The 25279-nt window shown below is 44.3% G+C and carries 16 protein-coding genes; 9 read left to right on the top strand and 7 right to left on the bottom strand.

The genetic code is table 11. The annotated features are described in order from the left end of the window. Positions 1 to 90: 90 nt before the first annotated feature. Complete coding sequence (locus tag J0L70_RS19620) at positions 91 to 1239, bottom strand: AbrB family transcriptional regulator (protein ID WP_017286119.1); 1149 nt, start codon at positions 1237 to 1239, stop codon at positions 91 to 93. Between the two features lie 506 nt (positions 1240 to 1745). Between J0L70_RS19620 and J0L70_RS19615 the strand changes: the two genes are divergently transcribed. From J0L70_RS19615 to J0L70_RS19605, 3 genes are all read left to right on the top strand, one after another. Beyond that, positions 1746 to 3245, top strand: coding sequence for an ABC transporter substrate-binding protein (locus tag J0L70_RS19615; protein ID WP_287455607.1), 1500 nt, complete (start codon positions 1746 to 1748; stop codon positions 3243 to 3245). 82 nt (positions 3246 to 3327) lie between these two features. Then, a complete protein-coding gene (locus J0L70_RS19610; protein ID WP_287455606.1) occupies positions 3328 to 4206 on the top strand; it encodes an ABC transporter permease in 879 nt (292 codons plus the stop codon). A 29-nt stretch (positions 4207 to 4235) separates the two neighbouring features. Then, complete coding sequence (locus tag J0L70_RS19605) at positions 4236 to 5051, top strand: ABC transporter ATP-binding protein (RefSeq protein ID WP_287455645.1); 816 nt, start codon at positions 4236 to 4238, stop codon at positions 5049 to 5051. A 243-nt stretch (positions 5052 to 5294) separates the two neighbouring features. Here the strand turns inward: J0L70_RS19605 and J0L70_RS19600 are convergent, their stop codons facing one another. Continuing rightward, complete coding sequence (locus J0L70_RS19600) at positions 5295 to 7253, bottom strand: LysR family transcriptional regulator (RefSeq protein ID WP_287455605.1); 1959 nt, start codon at positions 7251 to 7253, stop codon at positions 5295 to 5297. 267 nt (positions 7254 to 7520) lie between these two features. On the opposite strand from J0L70_RS19600, the gene J0L70_RS19595 reads away from it, so the two are divergent. The 6 genes from J0L70_RS19595 to J0L70_RS19570 all read left to right on the top strand — a co-directional run bounded on the left by J0L70_RS19595 (position 7521) and on the right by J0L70_RS19570 (position 13445). After that, positions 7521 to 9224 carry a fumarate reductase/succinate dehydrogenase flavoprotein subunit gene (locus J0L70_RS19595; RefSeq protein ID WP_026148391.1) on the top strand — a complete coding sequence of 568 codons (1704 nt, stop codon included), beginning with the start codon at positions 7521 to 7523 and terminating at the stop codon, positions 9222 to 9224. A 25-nt stretch (positions 9225 to 9249) separates the two neighbouring features. Continuing rightward, the gene (locus tag J0L70_RS19590; protein ID WP_017286112.1) at positions 9250 to 9477 is read left to right on the top strand and encodes a 4Fe-4S dicluster domain-containing protein; all 228 of its coding nucleotides are present in this window, start codon (positions 9250 to 9252) and stop codon (positions 9475 to 9477) included. A 9-nt stretch (positions 9478 to 9486) separates the two neighbouring features. Further along, positions 9487 to 10455: a HEAT repeat domain-containing protein gene (locus tag J0L70_RS19585; RefSeq protein WP_287455604.1), complete on the top strand. Its 969-nt coding sequence runs from the start codon at positions 9487 to 9489 to the stop codon at positions 10453 to 10455. Next, positions 10448 to 11545 carry an Mrp/NBP35 family ATP-binding protein gene (locus tag J0L70_RS19580; RefSeq protein WP_287455603.1) on the top strand — a complete coding sequence of 366 codons (1098 nt, stop codon included), beginning with the start codon at positions 10448 to 10450 and terminating at the stop codon, positions 11543 to 11545. Before J0L70_RS19585 ends, J0L70_RS19580 begins: the two co-directional genes overlap by 8 nt. 182 nt (positions 11546 to 11727) lie before the next feature. Beyond that, entirely contained in the window at positions 11728 to 12714 is a 987-nt protein-coding gene (locus J0L70_RS19575) for a YeiH family protein (RefSeq protein ID WP_353736653.1), read from the top strand. Between the two features lie 8 nt (positions 12715 to 12722). Beyond that, entirely contained in the window at positions 12723 to 13445 is a 723-nt protein-coding gene (locus J0L70_RS19570; RefSeq protein WP_287455602.1) for a sulfite exporter TauE/SafE family protein, read from the top strand. Between the two features lie 35 nt (positions 13446 to 13480). Here J0L70_RS19570 and J0L70_RS19565 read toward each other — a convergent pair whose 3' ends face one another. The 5 genes from J0L70_RS19565 to J0L70_RS19545 all read right to left on the bottom strand — a co-directional run bounded on the left by J0L70_RS19565 (position 13481) and on the right by J0L70_RS19545 (position 24914). Continuing rightward, a complete protein-coding gene (locus tag J0L70_RS19565; protein WP_287455601.1) occupies positions 13481 to 19354 on the bottom strand; it encodes a trifunctional serine/threonine-protein kinase/ATP-binding protein/sensor histidine kinase in 5874 nt (1957 codons plus the stop codon). A 293-nt stretch (positions 19355 to 19647) separates the two neighbouring features. After that, the gene (locus tag J0L70_RS19560; RefSeq protein ID WP_287455600.1) at positions 19648 to 21837 is read right to left on the bottom strand and encodes an eCIS core domain-containing protein; all 2190 of its coding nucleotides are present in this window, start codon (positions 21835 to 21837) and stop codon (positions 19648 to 19650) included. Between the two features lie 71 nt (positions 21838 to 21908). After that, complete coding sequence (locus J0L70_RS19555; RefSeq protein ID WP_287455599.1) at positions 21909 to 23426, bottom strand: eCIS core domain-containing protein; 1518 nt, start codon at positions 23424 to 23426, stop codon at positions 21909 to 21911. Between the two features lie 22 nt (positions 23427 to 23448). Continuing rightward, the gene (locus J0L70_RS19550; protein ID WP_190653739.1) at positions 23449 to 23658 is read right to left on the bottom strand and encodes a hypothetical protein; all 210 of its coding nucleotides are present in this window, start codon (positions 23656 to 23658) and stop codon (positions 23449 to 23451) included. Between the two features lie 5 nt (positions 23659 to 23663). Next, on the bottom strand, positions 23664 to 24914 hold the full coding sequence (locus tag J0L70_RS19545) for a Pvc16 family protein (RefSeq protein ID WP_287455598.1): 1251 nt from the start codon (positions 24912 to 24914) through the stop codon (positions 23664 to 23666). Between the last annotated feature and the right edge of the window lie 365 nt (positions 24915 to 25279).

Here is a 25279-nt window from a genome sequence, read left to right as displayed (position 1 = left end):
CGTTGACTGGATTCATGTTTTGGTGGGGAGTGGGAGAATCTAAACTTAGAGTGCTCCCGATCGCCCTATCAGATGTCTTGGGGTGAACGATTAGCTCTGTTCATTCTCAGATTGAAGTATGGGAATGAGTGCTAAGATGAACGGCAACGATAGATTGATCGTTAGTAAGCGAACTAGATGTCCTGCTGTAATAATTTCAGGATCTTGCTGCAAGCTCAGTGCAATCCAAATCATTTCAGGCGAACCCCCTGGAGACGCAACAAGTAGGCAAGTGAGCCAATCCCATTGAGTGAGAGATTGAATAATCAACGCAGCGATCAATGCAGCGATCGACATCAATACCACTGGAACAATAGACCGCACGATCGATAAAATTTTCAACTTTGGATTAATTCCCCAATATTCACCAATCGTAATTCCGAGTAAGATTTGACCGATCAGATTCAAGAAAATCGGGAGTTGAAAATCGAGTTGAGCAATCGCTGGAAAGCTCAATGACAAGACCTCAAACATCAGCCCAACCGCGATCGCGCACAGAAAATTTGCGATCGGAATTCTCAACTTTGTTCCAAAATAAGCAGCAATGAGCGCAATTCCAATAAATAAGCACGAAGTTTGGAGATCAGTCCAAGAAATTTTGATAATACTTTGAACGATCGCAGAAATCTCATCATTGCTCGAACGAGTAAAAGCCACATTTGCAAGCAGAGGCATTCCAGCAACAACCGTGGTAAATCGCATGAGCTGAACCAGAGAAACTAATGCTGTATTCTGGGTGTACTCTGCGGCAATACTTGCCATGACTCCAATGTTTCCGGGAGTCGTTGCTAATAGTCCGGTTAATAAGTCAGTCTTTTCAACTCGCGAATAGATAACGCCAATCAATGCACCCGCCAGCATCAAAAACACAGGCAAGCCGAGAAAGACGAGCAGATGAGCAGATAATGCACTGAGATTGCGATGTTGCAGCGATAACCCGATCGTTAAACCGATGAGTAATTGACCTGCTTTTCGAGCATTGCGATTCGGTTGAATCGGCTCATGAGTCAAGGCTCGATAGCTAGAAATCACGATCGCACCCGCCGCAATTCCGCCAAGCATCCAAGCGACACCTGTTAATCCAAGCACGACCAGCCCAAACCCAATGAGTACGGCTAGAAACCCTTCGATCGCCAGAATGCTATAAACCTCGACCCATCGGTTTAGAGCCGTCGCTTTCAGTCGCTCAGAATTTAGCACAGGTGCAACTCTCCAGAAATAACACTGAGCACTAGAGAATTCCGAGTTCTTGTGAAACTCGGAATTCTCACCTCATTTAAGATCCCATATTGCACGCTAACTGACTGTTGAGAGAGAACGATTTTCTCGATTCGGATGAACGACTCTGCACCATCTGACAGTTCTTTCAATAGAACTGCACCGACATAGCACTCACTAAATTCAACTGTACAAAGATACTTCTTGATAAATTCATATTCAAAACAACGAATTACTTTTTATTTTGAATGAGTTAAATAATTCTAAAAAGTAATCAAGATTTAGATATTTATTACATCACTATCAATCAAAGAAGCCACTTTTTAACTCAGGCTCTAGAAACTTATCAATTTGTTTTATGGATTCAATCGATCCCTCTATGAATAGAAAGAGTAGAGAAGCCAATATTTGTATCCTTGCTTACAGTTGAGAGAAGCTAGGACTGAATAAATAAGAGTTACACAACAAGCGCTGGAGCGATTTCAATCATGAATAGACGGAGGTTCACTCGTCGCGGTTTTTTGGTGTCTCTATCATTTATTTCATTTGCTTTTGTTGCTGCGTGTTCTAATATTCAGACAAGCAATTTGTCAGGCAATACGAGTGAAAAAAAAGTAATTCGCATCGCGATTGGAACTCAAGATCAAGTCATTAATACAGCGACTGGAGGCTCTGTTATTCGCGAAGAAAAATTGCTTGAGAAATACTTGCCAAAAACAGGTAAATACGAAAATGTGGAGTACAAAATTGAGTGGTCAAGCTACACTTCAGGACCTCCTATTACAAATAAAATGCTTGCCAATCAACTTGATATTGGCATGATGGGAGATTTCCCACTGACGATCAACATGACGACTTTTCAACAGAAAGGTGGGGGTGTCAATACGCTCTACATTGGGACTTTGGGCTACAGTGCCACCGGAGCCGGAAATGCAGTAATGGTTCCAAAAGATAGTTCTGTCAGAACATTGGCAGATTTGAAAGGCAAACAAGTTTCTGTGCCCTTCGGTTCCGCTGCACATGGAATGTTACTCAAAGCACTGAAGGGAGCCGGACTAGAACCCGATAAAGATGTGAAATTGATTAGTCAAGCACCAGAAGTGGGTGGCACGAGTCTGCGAACCAATCAGATCGACGCTCATGCAAACTTTGTCCCCTTTGGTGAGATGTTTCCCTTCCGAGGATTTGCTCGGAAGATCTTCGATGGTGCAGAACTCGGTGTCCCGACATTTCATGGAGTGGTCGTGCGATCGGACTTTGCTAAGCAATATCCAGAAGTTGTTGTTGCCTACATGAAAGCCTTGCTCGAAGCGAACAAACTCTTTCGTGAACAGCCCGAAGCTATTTCAGCCAAGGTTGAACAATGGGCAGGAGTTGAGAAGGAAGTCGTGTATATGTTTCTCGGGCCATCTGGATTGCAGCGACTCAATCCTAGCATTCAGCAACCCAATCTAGACGCGCTTACCAACAGTGTGACGACTCTGCAACAGTTAGGACGACTAGATGCCACTGTCAAACCTGAAGATGTGAAAAAATTCATTGACAACAGCTATCTGAAGCAGGCGATGCAAGAAATGGGCATGAGCGATCAACAAGTTGCAACAGAGGCTGAGCAATTTGTAATTACAGGAGAAGATGCTGAAACAAAGCAACCGATTCAAGATGCAAAATTGGCAGCTCAACTGTGGCTCAAAGGCGAAGAGAAAGTGAGAAACTATGCTTCGATTCAAAATATGATGGCAGCGTTGAAAAAGCTTCAGGCTGAGGGCAAGCAGGCGGTTAGTGCTATTTTTGTGCACGATCGTAGCAACGGTTGGAAGCTCTTTGCAGAGAATTCTTTCTTTGTTCGCAACAATAATGATATCTCTGCATTTTTGACCGAGAAGGATGCTCAGACTTTTGCTCAACAGAATAATGCTCAGGTCGTTGGATTCAAAGGGCTACAAGAGTTTTACGCACAAGCCTCACAGCCCATAGCAGCACGCTAGATGCGCTTTGATACAGTCAAGAACGCTTGAACATGGAACAATGTGTTCCTCGCTGTGCTCTTTTACCGATTGGAGGCATTTTATGTCTAGTCCGTCCTCTCCGCGATCGACAAAACCTCGTATGCTCGATCGCTGGAGTTTTCTACTTTCACAGTTATTCCAGAGTTCAGACAGTTCTTCACGAATTAACCCGATCAGGCTTTTGTTCCGAGTTCTTTCATTAGTTTTATTTTTTGGAATTTGGCAATTTCTCTGTGCAATCAAGTTTCAATTCTTTATCAATTTTTCCTTTCTTCCTTCGCCTGTAGAAGTTCTGAGTGCAACCTTGAAGTTTTTCTCGAACAATCCAATGGTGCATATTCAGGCAAGCGTGCTGAGGGTACTCTTGGGCTATGCGATCGCAGTCGTGCTGGGCATTAGCTTAGGAATTGTGATTGGCTGGTTTCAAAAGATCGAAGACCTTGTGTTTTTGCCGTTAGAGATCCTCCGTCCCATTCCTGCGGTTGCTTGGATTCCACTGGCGATTCTGATGTTTCCGGATGCAGAGTCGGGAATGGTCTACATTACTTTTATCGGCGCATTCTTCCCAATTTTGATTAGCACGATCAAAGGCGTTGAAGGCACTGATTTACTATTGTTGCGCGTTGGACAATGCTTAGGCGCGAGACAATGGCACGTCTTCAAAGACATTGTGATTCCGGGAGCCATGCCTAGCATTGCAAGTGGCTTAGTGATTGGCATGGGAAATTCTTGGTTCTGTCTAGTCACGGCTGAAATTTTGGCAGGACGGTTTGGGATTGGTTATCTGACCTGGGAGTCTTATGTGACTTCTAACTATCCTCCGATTGTGATGGGAATGCTGCTGATCGGATTGATGGGGTCACTGAGTTCTTATGCAGTGGATCGACTGACCCATGTCTTAATGCCCTGGCGCGTCACGAAGAAAGGGAACGCCAACTAATTCATATTTAGAGGATAGTAAGTGTGACAATGTTAATCGAGCAAGGAACTCCGCAACAAGCACTCAAAGGACTTGTGGAGGTCGAGGATCTATCAATTTGTTTTCAACGAAAAGGACAGTTAATTCCGGTCTTAGAGTCGATCGACTTTACGATCGCGCCAGGCGAATTTGTCTGTTTGCTTGGTCCATCCGGATGCGGAAAATCGACGATTCTCAATGCGATCGCTGGATTTATTAAACTTTACAGCGGTTCTGTTACGGTTGATCGCAAACGGATTGTGCGTCCCGGAGCCGATCGCGGATTTGTATTTCAGCAGTATTCACTCTTACCGTGGAAGACGACCTTCCAGAATGTGGAATTTGGACTGAAGATTCAAGGCATTCCTGCGGCAAAGCGCAAAGAGATTGTCAACTACTATCTCAATCGTGTGGGGTTGTATAAGCATCGCAACTCTTATCCTTACCAACTATCAGGAGGAATGCAGCAGCGGGCAAGTATTATCCGTGCTTTGGTGAACTCTCCTTCTGTACTGTTAATGGATGAACCCTTTGCAGCATTAGACGCGCAGACCCGACATATGATGCAAGAGCTTCTGCTCGACATTTGGAGCGAGTTGAAAGCAACTGTGATTTTTGTGACGCATGACATTGAAGAAGCGGTGTTCTTGAGCGATCGTATTTTCGTCATGGGCGTGAATCCAGGGCGGATTAAGCAAATTGTAGATGTGCCTCTAGAACGACCGAGACATATCGATATCATGGTGACTTCAGAATTTTTACAATTAAATCGCGAGGTTTTTGAACTCATTCGAGAAGAAACCTTGAAAAGCATGGAGCTAAGCTAAGAGAATGCTTTAAAGGTATAAACAGACTCTTCGCTCACGTTGCCATTCCGGGACGGGTGAATGCGTCTCAACGATTACTTTTAAAACATTCTCTCAGCAGCTTGAACTCAGCCAATCCGAACATTCGATTGGTGAATCGAATTTGCAGCTAAACAGACAAATGCCTGACGCACTCTTAACCAACAGAGACGGGTATAGCTTGTTTAGCTGCGATGTCGATCGCGAGATCAGTTCCAAGTATTGCTATGCTCTAATCTGCTGCAAAAAGTCTGCATGAATCCATTGATTTAAGTTAATCGCTTGTAAATGCTGGTTGCCTGGAATCTGACTCAGTTGATCAATGTGTAATCTCAGCCAGTCAGGACGAATCTGCATCTCTGAGAAAAACCGTCCCGGCTGAGTTTTCTGATACGAACTGCTCAAAATTTGAACAATCACTTCTGGATCAAGATGCGTCCATTTTGCGACTAAAGCTGGCGCACTTGGCGTTGTGTCGTACCAATATTGGGCTGCGGATAATGCCCGAAGATACGCGATCGCGACTTCTGGATACTGGTCAGCCAATTCATTCGTGACTACTACACCATAGAAAGCAGGTAACGCTTCGGAATTGCACCCTTCGAGGTAACGGAACTGTCCGCGACGACAAGCGATGTCGTGAAATGGTGCAAAGTGAGCATAGCCATCCGCGTATTGTTCAGAAAACTCGAATTGGTCAGCCTGTTGCTGAAAAGGGATTAAATTGACTTGATCTAAAAGCCGAGTCGCATTCAGAGATCGCAGCACCATGCCATGTGCAGAAGACCGGAGGGGAACTGCGATCGCTCGTCCACGTAGGTCATCGACGCTGTGAAGATGAGAACGATGGGGAACCACAACCGCATTACAAGACCCATCAGGATTGGTCGAGACAAAGCTAATCAGGCGAGTATTCTGAACTGTATCTTCAGCACTTAAGAGCAAGGGATAGTCACCGAGCACACCAATATTCAGTTGTCGAGATCGCAAGCCATCGACAATCGGCGCTCCGGTTGAGAAGTCTTGCCACTGAATCTGATACTGAATCGAACTATATCGTCCTTCTTGGGGCAGGAAATGTTCGAGCAGCCCCAACCTTTGCATGATTAAGCCTGCTGTGATCGCAGGAATTGTCCCGTTTTGTACTCCAATCGAAAGAGTTAGCACTTCAGACCGTGAAGAAGACTGACTGCGACGCACAAAACTCGGCGATCGTAAACGAACAACGTTCGAGGCAGAAACAGCAGGACTTGTCTTAGCTTGTAGCAGGTTGATGAGCTTTTGAGTCGGATTGAGATTGCGCGATCGCCGACTCGATGAATCCACTGTGTTCGCTTGGTTTAAGCGTCGAGGCACGACCAGGTAAACTGAGCCAGATAAAGCAAACTCCTGAAGCGAAATTGCTGTCATCGTCCCTAATTCACACTCTGGTTGAAAATCAAAGTTAGTTGCGAAGCCGAGATAGTTCCCCTGCATCATGTAGGTTCGCATCAAGCTCATCGTATCCACGGTTTCAAATCGGAGAAATCCATCCAGCGCATGTCCTAACTCAGACAATCGTGAGTCCAGGACTAAACGGCTCGGTGTGCCTGCAGGAAGCAATGCCCAAGGATACTTTCTCAGATCGGCTAAACTCATCCAGCGCTGTTTTGCTAAGGGATGATGATGAGAGACAAAGACGTGATAAGAAATTTTGTCGATCGCAGTAGTTGAAAGTTCAGAAAACTCTTCAAAATTGACATCAGAAATCCCCACATCTACTGTCTGGCTCGTCATCGCTTGATAGAGCAATTCAGCAGATTCAAACACTAGACATTGAACTTGAATACTCGGATATTGCTGTCGATATTCAAACACAATATTAGGCAACCAACCTTCAGCAAGTGCCATTGTGCAGCCGATTTTTAGACTGCCACATTTTCCTTTTTTAATATCTTCAATTTTCTGAATGAGTTGATTTTCAATCTGAATTAGTTTTGCACCTTCTTCAAACAAGAATTCTCCAACTTCTGTCAGTTGAATCTTGCGCCCTAAACGGTAAAACAGCGAAGTTCCTAATTCTGACTCTAACGATTTGATTTTAGCGCTCACGGCAGGCTGAGTTAAATTCAGCGCATCGGCTGCCTCGGTAAAACTCAGGTAACGAGCTACTTCTAGAAAAACTCGAATCTGATAAACTTCCATCGCTTTACAACCTCATAGGGTGTTTGTTGATCATATCAAATTGATCAATTCAATTCATTTATTGGTTCATAAAATACTGCAATAAAGAAATTCAAAATCGTGCTGCACAATGAAAACAGTTGATTCAATCACATCTTTTTTCAGGCAAACTTCTTCTGGATCAAAGATGTTTCTAATCAAGTCGTTTTCGCTGATTTTTTCTGTAGTGCTTGAGACAGTTTTCAGCGTAAGACTAAAATTCTGTTCATCAATCAGGAGGCTTTTTGAGTGAATACTCAATGGATGAAGACGGATGTGCTGGTGATTGGGGGTGGAACGGCTGGAACCATGGCTGCCATCAAAGCAAAGCAAGCCAATCCCGAAGGTGAGGTACTCGTTCTAGAAAAAGCAAATATCCGTCGCAGTGGCGCGATTGCAATGGGAATGGATGGAGTCAATACTGCCGTCATTCCTGGAAATTCGACTCCAGAACAATATGTGCGAGAAATTACGATCGCGAATGATGGCATTCTCAATCAGAACGCTGTTTATCAAACTGGAAAACTTGGCTTTTCTGTCATTCAAGAACTCGAAAAATGGGGCGTAAAATTTCAGAAAGATGCTCAAGGAGATTACGACCTCAAACAAGTGCATCGCGTGGGTAAATACGTTTTGCCGATGCCAGAAGGAAAAGATTTAAAAACGATTCTGGCGCGTCAAGTTAAACGTCACAAAGCCCAAGTCACAAATCGAGTCATGGCAACTCGGGTTCTCGTGCGCGATGGACGTGCGATCGGTGCAGTCGGTCTTGATGTTCGCAATGGAGATTTTGTCGTCATTCAAGCGAAAGCTGTCATCCTTTGCACGGGCGCTTGCGGGCGCTTAGGCTTACCTGCTTCTGGCTATCTGTATGGAACCTACGAAAATCCAACCAATGCAGGCGACGGTTACTCGATGGCATATCACGCCGGAGCAGAACTGAGTAACATTGAATGTTTTCAAATCAATCCGTTGATGAAAGACTACAACGGTCCTGCTTGTGCTTACGTTGCAAGCCCATTTGGAGCTTACACAGCTAATGCACAAGGACATCGCTTTATTAGCTGCGACTATTGGAGCGGTCAAATGATGCTAGAAGTTTGGAAAGAGCTAAACTCTGGCAAAGGTCCAATTCAACTCAAAATGACTCATTTAGATGAAAATACAATTTCTGAAATTGAGTCAATCCTCTGGGCAAATGAGCGCCCGAGTCGAGGCAGATTCCATCAAGGGCGAGGTGAAAACTATCGCACTCATGGCGTCGAAATGAATATCTCTGAAATTGGACTGTGTAGCGGTCATAGTGCTTCTGGAGTCTGGGTGAATGAGCGGGCTGAAACTTCAGTTCCCGGACTATACGCAGCAGGCGACATGGCAAGCGTCCCTCATAACTATATGATCGGTGCGTTTGTCTTTGGACGCATTGCTGGAGAACATGCCGTTGAATATTGTCAGAATCTCGATCATCTCGACCCTGATCCAGAGTTTCTAGCTGCCGAAAAAGCAAGAATCTATGCGCCGCTCGATCGACCCAACGGAGTACCACATACCCAGGTTGAATATAAGCTGCGTCGGCTCGTCAATGACTATCTCCAGCCGCCTAAATCAGCCAATCGCATGGAGCTTGGACTCAGCAATTTTGTGCGCTACCACGACACATTAGAGCTAATGGGTGCTCGTGATCCGCATGAATTGATGCGCTGTATGGAAGTTCACTTTATTCGCGACTGTGCAGAAATGGCAGCAAGAGCTTCCCTCTATCGCCGTGAAAGTCGCTGGGGACTGTATCACTATCGAGCAGACTATCCAGACAAGAACAATGATGAATGGTTCTGCCACGTGCATCTGAAAAAAGATGATGCGGGTGACATGGTGTTATTCAAACGTCCGATCGAGCCTTACATCGTAGATGTCAATGTTGAAACCGAAGTGTACGACGTAGCTGTTCGTTAAGTTATTTAGAAGAGTGTAAATTGCGATGGCTTTAGCAATTCAAAGAATCGATGTTCCAGTCATTGTCGATGAGTCAAAATGTCTTGAAAAATGTGTCGCCTGCATTGAAGTCTGTCCGCTTGATGTCTTAGCCAAAGACCCTGAAACAGGCAAAGCTTATATGAAGTATGACGAGTGCTGGTTCTGCTTACCTTGTGAAAAGGAATGCCCGACCAACGCAATTACTGTTCAAATTCCATTCCTGTTGCGCTAGAGGAAAGTAATGGACACGAATTCTGAACTTGCTCCTTGGTTAGAAATGCTGCGATCGCCACAAGTTGAAAATCGACTAGTTGCGCTCAAAACCTTACAGCATCTTGGAGACGAAGAGGCTCTAACCCCGTTGATCGAAGCCCTAACAGATGAAAGTCTACTCGTCCAAAAGTTAGCAGTGACTGTACTCTGGGAACTTGCAAATCCAGCAGCCGTTCCAGCCTTGATTGAATGTCTCGCGTCTCCAGATGAAGAAATCCGAGACGAAGCGCGATCGGCATTAGGTGAACTGATTGCTCCAGATCATTTATTGCTGCTCCTAGATGCTTTACTGCGAGATGATCTAAACCTGCAATTGAATATTCTCTTCCTGTTACGGAAGATTCATGATGCTCAATCATTACCATATGTGTTGCCTTTTTTTGAATCTCCCGATCCAGCTTTGCGAGAATCTGCGGTGACAACATTGCGCTATCTCAACCAAGTCGAACGCTGTCAACCTGCATTAGCGCTATTGTCCGATTCGGATGAAAGTGTTCGGCGGGCAACAGCTTTAACGCTGGGACATCTCAGTGATGAGCAAGTTGTTCCTCGTCTCTGTGAAGCATTGACTCACGATCCAGATTGGGAAGTTCGGCGCAATGCAGCAAAATCTCTTGCAATTCATGCAGACAAAACCGCGATCGCGCCTCTAGAAGCTGCCTTAAAAGATGATCATTGGCAAGTTCGCAAATTCAGCTTGCAAGCCTTGCAGAAAATTCCAGATGATCGCTCTCTTCCTCTGTTCATTCAAGCACTCGCTGACGAATATTCAGATGTCCGACGAGATGCTGCGCTCGCGCTTGGCATTTTGAAAAATAAAGCGGCTCTCAATCCGTTGCAGCAATCGCTCGACGACCCCGATCGCGATGTCTGCATCTTTGCTCAACGCGCCATTCAGACCATTCAAGAAGCGTTACAAGAACCCTCTAATGCCTAATCATCGTTCTCCCTTCCAGACGGCTCATGACCTTCCCGAAATAGATCCACCTGATCTGATTGCTGAAGCACGCCAACAAGCGGTGACTGAACTGCTCAAAACTATTATTGAACCTGTTCTCAACAACAATATTGTGAGTTTAGGCATGGTTCGTAATCTCAGAGTGGTGGATAACTATGTTTACCTGCGGCTGTATGTTGGAAAGCATCAGCACGATTTGAAACATCAGATTGAGACTGTGCTTTCACAACTCACTTGGTGTAAGAAGAGTTATGTTCAACTCTGCACGATTCCAGGCGTGAGAACGACATTAGCGATTTCGAGTGGTAAAGGTGGAGTTGGAAAATCAACCACTTCTGTCAATCTTGCGATCGCGCTAAGCCTACAAGGCGCAAAAGTCGGGCTGCTGGATGCAGATATCTATGGCCCAAATATTCCACAGATGTTGGGATTAGGACATTCTGAGGTGAAGACGATCGAAACTGCTGAAGGAACGCGATTTCTGCCTTTAGAAGCCCACGGTATCAAAGTCATGTCAGTTGGGCTTCTAGCAGAACCCGATCATCCACTAGCATGGCGCGGACCTGTGCTGCACAAGGTCATCACTCAGTTTATCCAAGATGTCGAATGGGGCGATCTAGACTATCTTCTGATTGATTTACCACCCGGTACAGGAGATGCTCAAATCACGATCGTTCAAGAAAGCCCCATCTGTGGCGTATTACTCGTCACCACACCGCAGCAAGTCGCGATCGCAGATGTTCGCCGCAGTATTCATATGTTTCGTCGAGTCGGAATTCCAGTACTCGGCATCATTGAAAACATGAGCTATTTGCGCTGTGGGCATTGTGGTGAGCCGACTCCGATTTTCGGCAGTGGTGGGGGACAACAACTTGCAGAAGAACTGCAAACTCCTCTACTGGGACAAGTTCCGATTGAGGCTCGAATTTGTGCGGCGGGTGACTCTGGAAGACCCGTAACCTTGACTGATCCAACATCATTTGTTGGGCAAGTCTTTCTCAACATCGCTTCAGCACTTGACAAAACATTCTGCTCAATCCACAAATTAGCAGACGCAATTCTATGCTGAGTTGATTTCCAATCTGTAACTGCCTTGCTTTGTTGGCAATCTTACCCGAAAGCAAGGCGAATTTCTGTTGAATTGCATCAGTCAATTGAATCAAAGTAATGCGGCACAAAACAAATAATATTAAACCGTTCGCAGCAATAAAAATCGTCACAGCATTTCAAGGTGATGTTTTCTCTCAGGCAATTGCTCAAATCAAAATAAGCCTAGTAAAGATCCAATCTGGAGTATGGCTCGTTTGTGGCTTGACAGCGATCGCTTATCTGCTCCGATTGATACCCGGTTTCACTCTTTTTAGCCCTCTCATCCTGGCAATTCTTCTAGGCATTTTAGTTCAAAATACAATTGGTGTAGCACCAAAACACCAAGCAGGAATCCACTTTGCCATGAGAAGAATTCTCCGATTTGCAGTCATTCTGCTCGGTGTTCAACTTAGTTTATTACAAGTTTTATCGGTTGGCATCACGGGGTTACTGATCATCATCGCAACCTTATTAAGTACATTCTGGTTGACCTGTTGGGTTGGACAACACTTAGGCGTGAGTCCTAGCTTAACTCGCCTCATTGCTGCTGGTACTTCGATTTGTGGTGCTTCTGCTGTGATTGCGACAAGTACAACGACCGAGAGTGGAGATGAAGATATCACGTATGCAATTGGAATTGTTACCTTGTTCGGAACAGTATCGATGCTTTTGTATCCATTACTCTCCGGGCAATTGAACTTAACACCAGAAGCATTTGGATTATGGTGTGGAGTTTCAATTCATGAAGTTGCCCAAGTGCTTGCAGCGGCTTTTCAAGTAAATTCAGTCAGTGGCGAGATTGCTAGTATTTCAAAACTGTCGAGAGTCCTTTGGCTCGTTCCGATGATGCTCATGCTTGGAGCAATTTCTAAAGCTCCTCAATCAAAATCACGAATTACTATTCCTTGGTTTGTCGTTTATTTTATGCTGTTGATTCTTCTGAACAGCTTGAACTTAATTCCACAGCAAATAAAAACAATGACAGGACAAGTCAATCAGTTTCTCTTAACCATCTCAATGGCAGCAATGGGATTAGAAACAAGATTAAATCAGATTCAAAAGATTGGACTAAGACCTTTGTATTTAGGCGCGCTATCCTGGTTATTCATTTCAATCTCTAGCTATGGATTGATTCAGATCCTTTATTAGTCTTTTGCATGAACCTTACTGATTTAACGATCGCAACAGCATCAATCCTGTTTGTCTGTACTTCAATTCGTTCTGCGATCGGGTTTGGTGATGCGCTTTTAGCAATGCCGCTACTAGGCATGATTATGAGTTTGCGAACAGCAACTCCCATTGTCGCATTGACAGGGTTTATTATTAGTTCACTGATTCTAATTTTTGATCAAGATAGCATTGATCTCAAGTCAGCTTGGAGGCTCATCATTAGTACAGTAATCGGAGTTCCCTTTGGATTACTTCTATTACAGTATGCGCCTGAAAAAACAGTCAAGCTTGGGCTAGGAATCATTCTCATCTTGTATGGACTGTTTAATCTTATTTCTCCTAAGTTTCCGCAGCTTCACCATGAACGCTATGCCGTTTTCTTTGGATTGGTTGCGGGAGTTTTAGGAGGTGCTTACAACATTAATGGACTCCCGATCGCGGTTTACGGCGTGATGCGTCGTTGGTCAGCCAGCTATTTTAGAGCAACAATGCAATGCTATTTTCTGTTTTCAGGAATTGCTACGATCGCAGGGCACGGATTTGCAGGGCTATGGACTCCACAAGTTTGGCGTTTGTTTCTATGGTCAATTCCCGGAATTATCATCGGCATCTATGTCGGTGGGAAAATTAATCGTCTCATTCCACAGCCGATGTTTAATCGTATAATTTTTAGCTTATTGATTACAGTTGGCTGCATATTTCTACTGTAGCTTCTATAAGTTCACCCCAACAGATTTGATAGAGGCTACTTCTCGTGAATGGGAAGCACGATCGTGAATTCTGTCCCTTGTCCTACCATTGAACGAACCTTGATCGAACCACCGTGTTTTTCCACGATAATCTGTCGGGCAATTTCCAGCCCTAAACCTGTTCCTCTTCCCACTTCTTTCGTTGTGAATAGATGGTCAAAGATTTTTTGCTGAGTCGTTTCATCCATTCCCACGCCATTATCACGAATGCGAATCTCAATTGATTGAGATTCAACAACAGTTGTGGAAATACCAATTTGATTTGGATGCGCTTGAATTTCTTCATAGCTCCGTCCCTTATTGCTATCTTCTAAGGCATCGATCGCGTTCGCCAGCAGATTCATAAACACCTGATTCAACTGACCTGGATAGCAATCAATCGGAGGCAACTGACCATATTCTTGAATGATTTTGATCTCTGGGCGGAGATCATCTGCTTTTAATCGATGTTTCAAAATCAGCAGCGTGCTATCAAGCCCTGAATGAATATCAAACGGAACTTTATAATCTTGATCAGCGCGCGAGAAGGTTCGCAAACTGGTACTAATATTCCGAATTCGTTCTACGCCTTCTCTCATTGAGCTAATCAACTTGGGAAGATCCTCGCGAATATACTCTAAGTCGATATCGTCGATTTCTGCTTGAATGACTGGATCAGGGGGAGACATTCTTTTCTGATAAAGATCAATGAGTCCAAATAAATCACTGACGTAATCTAGGGCAGGTTGAATATTGCCTTTGAGAAACCCAACTGGATTATTAATCTCGTGAGCAACGCCAGAAACTAGATTTCCTAGAGCAGACATTTTCTCGCTTTGTACCAGTTGTAATTGGGTTTGCTGGAGATTTTGAAATGCTTTTTCTAAAGCATCAGCCTGTAACTGAAGCTGCAACTCGGCTTTTTTGCTATCGCTCACATCTGTCAGTACTCCATCCCAAATAATTGAGCCATCTGGTTGCTGATAGGGGTAAGAACCACATTGTAACCACTTAATTTTATCAGCAATAACAAATCGCCCTGTCCAAGCCCACGGCTGTAAAGTTTGAGCAGAAGCAAAGACAGAGTTTTCAAAAGATTCACGATCGTCAGGATGAATTTTTTCAACAATCAGCGACGCATCTGCTTGAATTGCGTCTGGCTCTAACTCATAAATCACGCTAGAGTACGCACTCATGTAAGGAAAACTCGCTGAGCCATCGGAAGCAAGCCGAAATTGATAAATCACTCCAGGCACATTATTGACGACTCGTTGAAAGCGGTCTTGAGTATCTTGCAACTCGGCTTGGGAATGCTGCAATTTTTGCAGTGATTGCTCTAGCTGCTGAGCATAGGCTTGTGACTGTTGATACAGTTGAGCATTTTCTAATGAAATTGCAGCTTGAGAACAGATCAGTTTGAGCAGATCGACTCGATCGCTCAGAAAAGCTTGGGCAGTTGTAGAATTTTCCAGATATAGAATACCAACCAAGTCACCCTGATTCACAAGAGGAATACAGAGCAAACTCTGGGGCTGATTCTCTATACAGTAGATATCACTTACAGTACTAGGATGAGACTTATAATCTGTGATGACTGTACTCAAAGTGCGTTCAACATAATGTATCAAAGGAATTGGCAAATGCTGACATTGATCAATAACCTTATGCTCTAGTGACTGCACGGCATGATCAAAATATTTAATTCCTAGTTTTAGACATCCCTCATATTTCAGAAAGAGTGCTGCTTTATCAGCACCTGCATTTTCAATCACAATATGAATTAGATTGGTCAACAGCTTATCTAACTGAATCTCACTAGAAAGTGTCTGAGATGCTTTGAGAAGCGTATGCAGATCTAAAGCTGTAGAATTAGTGCTACTGCTAGCGTGCAGAGTCTGCACGGTGGACAAAGTTTCGTCTAGCACAAATCTAGTGCGTTTGGAAGCTTGAAGAATAGAGGAAAGCAATTTAGGGTATTGTTGCGCTAGATGGACGACTTTCGCTTTCGCTTCCCAACGACTATAGCCGTAGTATGCCTTGCTCATATAGACTGTGGCTTGCTGTTCGTCATCACTTGCTAGATAAAATCTCGCTGCAAGCTCATTCGCAAGTGCTTCATCTTGGATATAGCCATTTTCTGCTGCTCTTGCGATCGCAAGCTCGTACTGCTCTGCTGCTTTTGTCGTCTCTCCTAATACTCGGTATCGCTCTGCCTCAACTAGCTCAAACTTATGCAGAAAATTCATAGGCGCGTGATCTGCCCATTTACGCATCTTGCTCTGATTTGCAACGATGCGCTCTAAGATCGCTGATTGTTGATCGGCGATCGCATTAGGAAACAAAGCTAATTGGACTAAAGAGTCATAGAAATAAAATGCAGGAGTAATGAGAGGACTACTGACTCCATCTAGATACTTCTCTACTTTATTTGCCATGATTGCCGCTTGTAGCGGTTTACCGAATAGATAATGCAAAATTAATTTATTCAGATAAAGATAGGTCGAACCCATGAAATTATTGGTTTCTCCATAAGTTTCATAGGCGATCTCTTGATCATAGACTTCACCAATCAGTTGAGTAGGATCTTTGGATTCACCTAGCAGATTCAAAACAACCTGATGATGGATTTTATGTAGCTCCAGAATACTATACTGCTTCAACTGACTCATCGCTTGGCTATAGTTCGCCATCTCTAGCTTGAGATCCGTCAAAGGACAAGATCCTGAGAAATAAGAGACATAAGAATAACGCAAGGCTGAGTATGCTGCATGTTCTACATCTCCGGTTTCTAATCCGATCGTATAACCTTTTTTGAGCACTTCTAGTGCCTCTTGCACATGCGCTTTCCAAGCCAAGGTAAAGTGACCTGCCACAAATAATGTAGCCGCAGCATGTTGTTGAGCGTTTAATCGATCAATGAGCTTTAAAGCAAGCTGTCCAAACTCATATCCTGTTTCAATATCACCGAGATTACACAAAATTAGTCCATAGGTTGCATAGGCATGTGTATGAGCAGGCGCATTACCATACTGGAGAGCTAACTGAATTTGCTTGAATGCGATGAGGGGAAGCAATGCAGGACGCACGGTATGAGCCGCAGGACTGAGAATGAGAAGCATCCGCGATGCACCCATCATTAAGGGATCGCTCATCACTGGTCGCTCTAACAATTGTGCCGTTGAGATCGAGGCTAATGCTGCCTGAGTTGCTGAAAGCTCAATGGGAATATCTTCGGGTTTGGGATGAGTGAGGATCTGTACGCCCAATTCCTGAAGAACGTAAAGCCCAAAATCTAGCGCCTCTTCAAATTGATTCTGTGCTTTTAAGCCGTGGATCTTCACCTCATAGACTTTAATGCGATCGAGCAAGTGTAGAGTGTGTTGAAGAACTTCACCGACAAAGTACTCCATCTGCTCAAAGTCTCCACTGAGATAGGCGCATTCTGCTGCTAGCTCATACAGCGCCAGAGCCAGTTTATAGTGATGTTGCCAACACTGTTGAGGGAGTAATTGAATCCCTGTTGTCAAATAGCTCATTGCACCACTATATGCTGTAGCAATTTTCGCCTTTTTAGCAGCGACTAAATTTAGCCCTGCTAATTCAAGTTGCTCAGTAGATGTGGAAATTAGCGCGATCGCTTGGTTTAATGAATTAACGATTTCAAAGATTCTGTCTTCTCGCTCAGCTTCGGGAATGACTTGCAGAAGAAGTTGACCAATTTTGAGATGAGTCAGTTGTCTTTGATCGGTTGGAATCAGCGCATAGGCAGCTTGTTGAACGCGATCGTGCAGAAACTTATATGTGCAGGAAACCTCGTCTGTGAGGAATTTATGCTCTGCTTCGGTTGAGTGAGGAGCATAGCTTTCACCCTGAAAGAATTTGTAAGTCTGAGTTTGAGGCAAGATTAGCCCTTCCTGTAAAGCACACCATAATTTTGTAGCAACGTCTGTAATCGACTGTTCACAGACAATTGCTAAAGTTGCAAGCTCAAACTGGTTGCCAATACAGGCTGCTAATCTCAATACTTCTTGAGTTTCAGCAGGCAGCTTTTGAAGTTGAGCCATCATTAGCTCAACGATGTCATCTGTGAGAACGAGCGATTTCACGGTTGTAATATCGCATTCCCAAATGTGTTCCTGCTGATTAAATTGAATCCAACCATCTGCATGTAGGGCTTTGAGAAATTGCCTGGTAAAGAATGGATTGCCATTTGCTTTTTGATAGATTAATTCTGCCAAAGCTTGAGCTAGCTCAATTGTGGTATTGAGCGTATGTGCAACGAGTTGATGAATATCAGATTGAGGAAGTGCAGGTAATGTAATCGTTTGAATCCTAGTATTCGCTTTGCGAATTTCTTCAATACTCAGCAAAAGTGGATGACTTGGAAATACCTCATTATCTCGATATGCACCCAAGACCAGTAGATACTCTGTTTTAGACTTACCCACTAGTAAGTTGAGCAAGTCCAAAGAAGCAGAATCTGCCCACTGCAAATCATCTAGAAAGATGACTAATGGATGCTGATAGGTGGCAAAGATTTGAATAAATTTTTGAAATAGTAGGTTAAATCGCGTTTGAGCTGCACTACCAGAGAGTTCTGGGGCTGATGGCTGCCGACCAATAATACTTTCTAACTCTGGGATGACATCAATAATAACTTGTGCATTGTCTCCCAAGGCTCTCAGAATATTATGCTTCCAGTCAGCGATTTGAGCGTCGCTTTCTCCGAGGATCTGTCTCATCAGATCGCGAAACGCTTGCACAAAAGCAGAAAACGGAAGATTACGCTGAAACTGATCGTATTTGCCTTTGATGAAATACCCACGTTGCTGAACAATAGGTTTATGTACTTCATTGACAACTGCTGTTTTACCAATTCCTGAGAATCCCGCGACGAGCATTAATTCTGTGCTGCCTTGAGAGACGCGATCGAAAGCAGAAAACAAGGCATCGATTTCTGCTTCTCTTCCGTAGAGTCTTTCAGGAATCACAAAGCGATCGCAGATATCTCGCTCACCGAGTTCAAAAGCAGCAATTGTACCCGTTGCCTGAAATTGTGTCCGGCATTTTTGTAGATCATGCTGAAGTCCTGTGATCGACTGATAGCGATTCTCAGCATTCTTCGCCATCAATCGACTGACAATTTGAGAAAGTATAGGTGGAACGGCTGGTGCAACCTGATCAACATCAGCAGGCTGTTTTGCAATATGACAATGGACTAACTCCATTGGATCGTCTGAGGAGAAAGGGATCTGTCCGGTGAGCAGTTCGTAGAAGGTAACTCCCAAAGAGTAAAAATCACTTCGATAATCAATTCCCCGATTCATCCGCCCAGTTTGCTCAGGGGCAATATAGGCAAGGGTTCCTTCTAAGATGTTAGGATTTTGAAGCTCTTGGGTTTCCTTAGATAGACGAGAAGCAATCGAAAAATCAATCAGTTTAATCTGCCGCGTTTCTGGATGGATCAGAATATTGGCAGGCTTAATATCTTTGTGAATAATGCAATGGTTTGCTAATCCCTTTAAACTGGCGCAAAGTTGAAGTGCGATCAAGAAGAACTCGGATAAGTCAAGCGGCTTAGATTCGATATACTCCTTTAACGAGACTCCGCCAAAGTCTTCCATGACAAGAGCATATCCGTTATAAAAAGGTTCAAGACTGTAGCTTCGTATCACTGATGGCAAGTTTAGCTCTCTTGTCAAGACATACTGATTCCGAAACTGCACTAACTCCGCAAGACTGGCATATTGATTCCGTAAAAACTTTACGACGACGGGCTGACCATTACTCTCCCGATGTCCGCGATAGACGATCGTACGGCTCCCAGAGTAGAGTTGTTCGGTTAAACAATATCCTGGCAAAGTAATAGGGTGAGACGTTGCGGATGTCATACGGGCTACGGCTGAAATCTATATTCATGCTTCAGCATGCCCAAGTGGCAAACGATACGCGCTATTGCAAATTAATATTACCCTAATGCCATCTCCCCCAAGATAGATTTTTATACATTATTTTGGGAGTGATTTCGATCACTCCCAAAGCATCTCACGCTTTATAGCATCCTTGCCCCATCTACAATGTCATCGTGACAACTTACCTCAGTCTATCTAACTTCACGAAGCTACGGACTTAAGCCAACTTTAAAATTGTCCGAGATCTTTTTCAGGAGATAGAGAGGTTGCCATTAATTTGGTGCTTGTTTTTCATACTTTAGATTTTCGTTCTTGTTGAGTTGATCAACTAATGCATAGATTGCTTTTGCAGTCGGAAGCAGGTCGGCTTCGGTCATATTTCCCCCAAACATACGACGAAATTCAACAACCAGAGCATCCGTTTGCTTGCCAGGTGCTCCAACTTGATCATCGACGCTGCCTAATGCGCCTAGCGACTTATGAATGGGATTCCAATCGTCTTCGCTAACTCCCTCAATCTCTTTTGCCTCATTTGATAGATTCGAGTAGTGCTTGAGCAAATCAACACCAGACGGAATATTTTCTAGCCACTGCTGGCGTGTCAAAGGAATAACTTTCTCAACGCGATTGTCTACGCCACCGCGCTCAACCGTGTTGGTATATACTTTATTGGCTCCCGTCCCTTTCATCTCTGCAGCATCCAACATGAGATTAACAAATTGCTGAGGATTCTCACTGAAGAATTGCTGATAAGCAGGGGGTAGTAATTTGAAGTTGTGGGCAAAGTCCGTACGAGACATTAACCCCTCGGCAATCGATTTTGCATTGGATTTGGCGGGTAGAGTATCGGCTGTTTTGAGATAACTCGCTAGCAAGATCGCTAGTCCTTCTAACTCTTTAGTACTGGTGCGAACAAGTTGCGGCGCATGCTGTGGCAGTACCGTCTGCTTAAATTGAGCGATCGCTACTTTAGCACTAGCATCAGCTGCAACAAGCTTATCTAGTCCGCCTTGCCCAAATAAATCACTTTTAGCCTGCTTCCTTTTTAAGAAGGTTGATTCCCATTCATACCAATGTTCGGTTTGGTCGTTCAAATATTCAAGTAATTTAGGAAGCTGGTCGATCTTGATGCCTGTGGTTGTCTGAGGTTCAAAAATCATCTCCTTACCCACTTCAGGATAGATGACTAAGCCTTCTTTTGCTTTTACACCTCCCCCTTGTATTCCTCCAAGCTCGTCCAGCTTGATTTCTTCTTGATTTTTGAGTCCATTGAATTGATGAACCATCGCAGTCAGATTCGTCATCACTGCATTGACTTCAGCCGCGCTCGTCAGGGGAGCCGTGACCCATTCTAGGTTAGAACCTCCAGCAGGGCTACTATCTGCTGTTAGATCGTATTTTGCAGCTGTCACTATCTTTGCCGCCTTGGCGATATTCTTGCCCAGCAGCGGTTTAGCTGCGATTTTGTTACCCGTTCTGAGAGTCTGGACAAGTTCATTAAAGAATGTCGGGTACTGAGGATGGTCATGAAGCCTTGCAATTCTGTTCAGTCCCTCTTCTTTTAGCACATTCGGGTCATTCGGATTTTCTGGGAAATTATATTTGCTAAACCATAATTCTTTAAGTTCCTCTTGAGGCTTATTCTTCTCTCCCTCTACTTTTAAGACGTGAACTGGGTTCGGTAACATCTGAGTCAGCAAGATTTTATCGATTTTTGCGATCCAGGCATCTTTTTCTTCTTGATGTTGTTCCAGACCTTCTTCGTTATTCACCTCGCTGATATCGCGAACGCGCCATGATGTCTCAAATTCAAAGCCCACTTTTCTTTGAATCACAGAACGATGAATCGAAGAGGCATTCTGCTGCACCACATGGGTGAGTTCATGGGCAATCAACTCTTGCCCACTTCGAGTCCCAGGTTCATACATTCCCTGCCGAAAAAACACGTCCTGCCCCGTCGTAAAGGCTTTTGCCTGAATTGAGCGATTCATCTGATCGGCTTGTGCATCGGTGTGAATTTTCACTCGACTGAAATCTGCACCCATCGCTTGACCCATCGATCGTTGCAGTCCTGCATCGAGAGATTGTCCCCTGCCCCTAGCACTGTCAATCGCAGATACTAATGCTTGCGACGCTTCTTGTGGCTCCCCTGTTTCACGCGATGTCTGAAGTTCTTCTTCTTCCTGACGCTGAATTGCTGTAATCTCAAGTTTTGTCTGGAGTTCCTCTTCTTCTGCTTCTTGGGGTTGTGCAGACGGTTGAGGTTGTCCAAGCGGTTGAGGTTGTACGACTGGAGTATTGATCTGATCTACAACCTGAGCAGCAACGCGATCGGCTTCTTGCTCGTACTTGTCATTTGGTTCGCCGATCGTTAATTTGGGCTGAACAAAGGGCTTAGTTCTCAGTTGAGAATTGATCGGAGCGGTCTGACTGCTAATCTTACGTGCAAATTGCTTGTCCATGATCAATCCCAACTCTTGAACATGGATTTAGAATACCCAGGGATCAGCTTCAATTAAATAGAAGCATAGATTCAGGAGAGATTTCGGGGGAGCGCACCCCACGTAACAACCGCCGAATACTCAGACCGATTGCGTGCCATCGCTTCCTCCACCGTACCTAATCCCGCAGCGCCACCATCTAACTCTAGAATTTCGTTCCCTTCTGCTGCTCCGATTTCTGTTCTGACTGCTTCACTCTGAATCGGTACTCTTTTACCTGTAGATAGTGCGACATGTCCAGGAACCTCGCCAAATGCGACTACCATCCCCGCTGGAATTGCATCCAAGACTGCATAGAGTTCACGCGACTGTTTGTTAGCTGGGCGAGCCACTGCCTTTGTCTTGTTTTTCATCATCACATCTACGTATCGAGGTCTACCTCCTTTATGAACGAGCGCTGATTTAATATACTCCTTATCAATCATTCCGATCCGAAATGCTGCTAGTAGTACTGATTCCCAGCAGTTAACAACAGATGGCTCTGGTCCGCCAGTATAGAGCCATCTTGCTAGAGGAGTACTCGACTTTTCCACCCGCGCTACTGCCCTATCTTTTAATACACCTGTTTTCTTTAATGCGTCCTCCATGTTTTTGTTATATTGCTTGGCATTCTGCTCAGTTGATGGCAGGCTAGTGATTGTGCTTTGTCCCCATTTCAAGTTTGGTAATACTTCTGCCATTGACTCCACAAGGTACGTCGCTTCTAATTCATCCAATCGCTCTAGAAACGCATCTATTTCTTCTTCATCAATTTCTATCTCTTCATGCTCGATTCTTGTGATGACATTTTCGATGTTCTCCAAGCTCATCTGTTTAATTGGTGGATCAAAGGCTTGATTTGCCTGGTCTGAGCTATTCTTTTCTCTAAAGGTTTGAATGTTCGACCTCGTTCCACTATTCTGCTGAACCACATGGGTGAGTTCATGTGCAATCAACTCTTGCCCACTTCGAGTTCCAGGTTCGTACATTCCCTGTCTAAAAAAAACGTCTTGCCCCGTCGTGAAGGCTTTTGCTTGAATTGATCGATTCATCTGATCGGCTTGTGCATCGGCGTGAATTCTCACTCGACTGAAATCTGCACCCATTGCCTGACCCATCGATTGTTGCAGTCCTGCATCGAGAGATTGTCCACTGCCTCTGGCACTGTCAATCGCAGATGCGAATGCTGCCGATGCTTCTTGTGGCTCTCCTGTTTCACGCGATGTCTGAAGTTCTTCTTCTTCCTGACGCTGAATTGCTGTAATCTCAAGTTTTGCCTGGAGTTCCTCTTCTTCTTCTCGGCGCTGTCCAGGTAGCTGAGGTTGTACGACTGGAGTATTGATCTGGTCTACAACCTGAGTAGCAACGCGATCGGCTTCTCGCTCGTACTTGTCATCTGATTCACCGATCGTTAATTTGGGCTGAATGGATAGCGAAGCTAAGGAATGCGATCGTAAATTTGGAGCAGGTTGGCTCACCGAGGTAGACTGTGGAGCAAAAGCTCTCGGTTGCAGACGGGAATTCACTTGATGAGCCGATTTGCCGAGGTGTCGAGCACTTTGCTTCTCCATAATCATCTCTCGATTACTAATTTTAAGCTGCCTTGTGTAGGAGGTTTTCCAGATAGTTTTCTGCTTCTTCAGGCGATAAAAGAACGGAATTACCCTGATGCAAGAGTTCGTACTGCCCCTGATAATAGCCGTGCCCAGCAATTAGACCTGCTTGAATCGCGCGATTGCCTAACTCATTGAGGCGATTGATACTCATTGCTTCAACTTCACGCTGCATCATTTCTTCATCCATCGTTTTTACCCAATTGTGATTTTAGGACTGTTGTACCAATTTGTAGTTGGACTCTGCGAGTCAGTTTCGATCGATAAGGGACTTTCTGCCCCATCTACCTGTAATCGAACTAGATAAGTACCGGGTTTGACAGAACGAATGGGAATTCGGAGTAATGGGGTTGTTTCAGTTCGTGAAGTCGCTTCAAATAGATAAGCCGCAGGATTTTCGACTGTCCATTCGTTGAGAACAAGGACAACTCTTTGACGAGGCGCGATTGCTAAATTAGATTCAACCTCAATCTCACCCGATTTTAAGTCATCCCACTGATTAGAACTGATCCAACGACAGCTTTTAATCACGGGACGAATCACGATCGGAACCGTATTCGATCCAACCGTGCTAGTCGTTCCAGTACCAGAAGCAATGCGGTGCAGAACCTGTAAATGCTGGACTCCAGGTCTTAAGTCGTGAATTAAATTGAGCAGCGGCAATTTAATTTGAGTTTCATTCATGTCTATCGGAGCAGCCTCTGCATCTCCAATTCGGATCGCAACCGATTGGCTCTGAAGATGTTTACCTCTCACCACTAAAGTACTTTCCGCAACAAGTGGATCAAACCATCCTGTCTCCGAAACAGCCTGATTAATCACAGGCTGACTGGGAAAAGGAACAATCCCGCCAAAACTGCGATCGCGGATCGGTAACGCCTGTTGATTCGTTTCCTCGCCATCAATCATGACCGTCGTCACTCGATAGCTCATTGATAGAGCATAGGGTGTTTGAAAAAACGTTGTCCAAACTTTTGATAGATCATCCAAACTGAGATCATTGGGCATAATCCGCAGTTGCATGAACTGATCAGCTAAGTTCGACTGAGCTAAAAATGCAAACGAAGAATCTGCTAGAGTCTCCTGAATCATTTCTGGAATGACATTTGGACGATCGCTAAAGACACGAATCACACTTCCAAGTAATCGCTGTGGCTCTAGCTCTGCTTCATTGCCATAAACGCTAATTAAATAGTTCAGATCCAAAGCAGTTTGTCGCTTTGAAACCGTTCCTTTTCGCATGAGCGAGCCTTCAGAATTATTTAAAGCTGGATTACGACTGACTTGATAAAGATACAAGTTCACCCCAGTTTGAGTGAGTCCCCCTCCTAAACTACTAGGCTGTAACGTTGTCACTCGCGCACCACTGACATCTAGTTGCACCGCAGACTGAAGAATCCGTTGCAGAATGGCAGTAACAGTTGCGATCGCTAAATAATTACTCATACATTCATCCTCTGCCCAACAAGGTACACGCAATTCTAAAAGAGTGAGCCTCTGTGAAATTACTGGATCTAAGACAGATAGGGTTTTCCGAACCTAGAAAATGAGGATTAAGTAAAGAGATCCGTAATTCTGCGATGTATCAATTATGAAACTTGAGTGAATATGATTCGTGGATTTACTCTCTAGTATCTGGTGAGCAGAGTAGAATTAGTTGCGAATTAGAACAGCACAATTGGGAATTAGCTAAATTTCTAGTTCACGCCATCAGATTTAGCTCAGTAATGACACTGGCTTTCTCAACTTTGATTCCAACTTTGAGAAGTCGATCGAAGACGGATTTAACTTTTCAAAAATCGTTTGTGGAG

This window comes from Leptolyngbya sp. UWPOB_LEPTO1 (assembly GCF_017302695.1).
Taxonomy (GTDB): Bacteria; Cyanobacteriota; Cyanobacteriia; order Leptolyngbyales; family Leptolyngbyaceae; genus Leptolyngbya; species Leptolyngbya boryana.
Note: the sequence above shows the minus strand (reverse complement) of the source record. Positions and strands in the feature narration are given on the sequence as shown.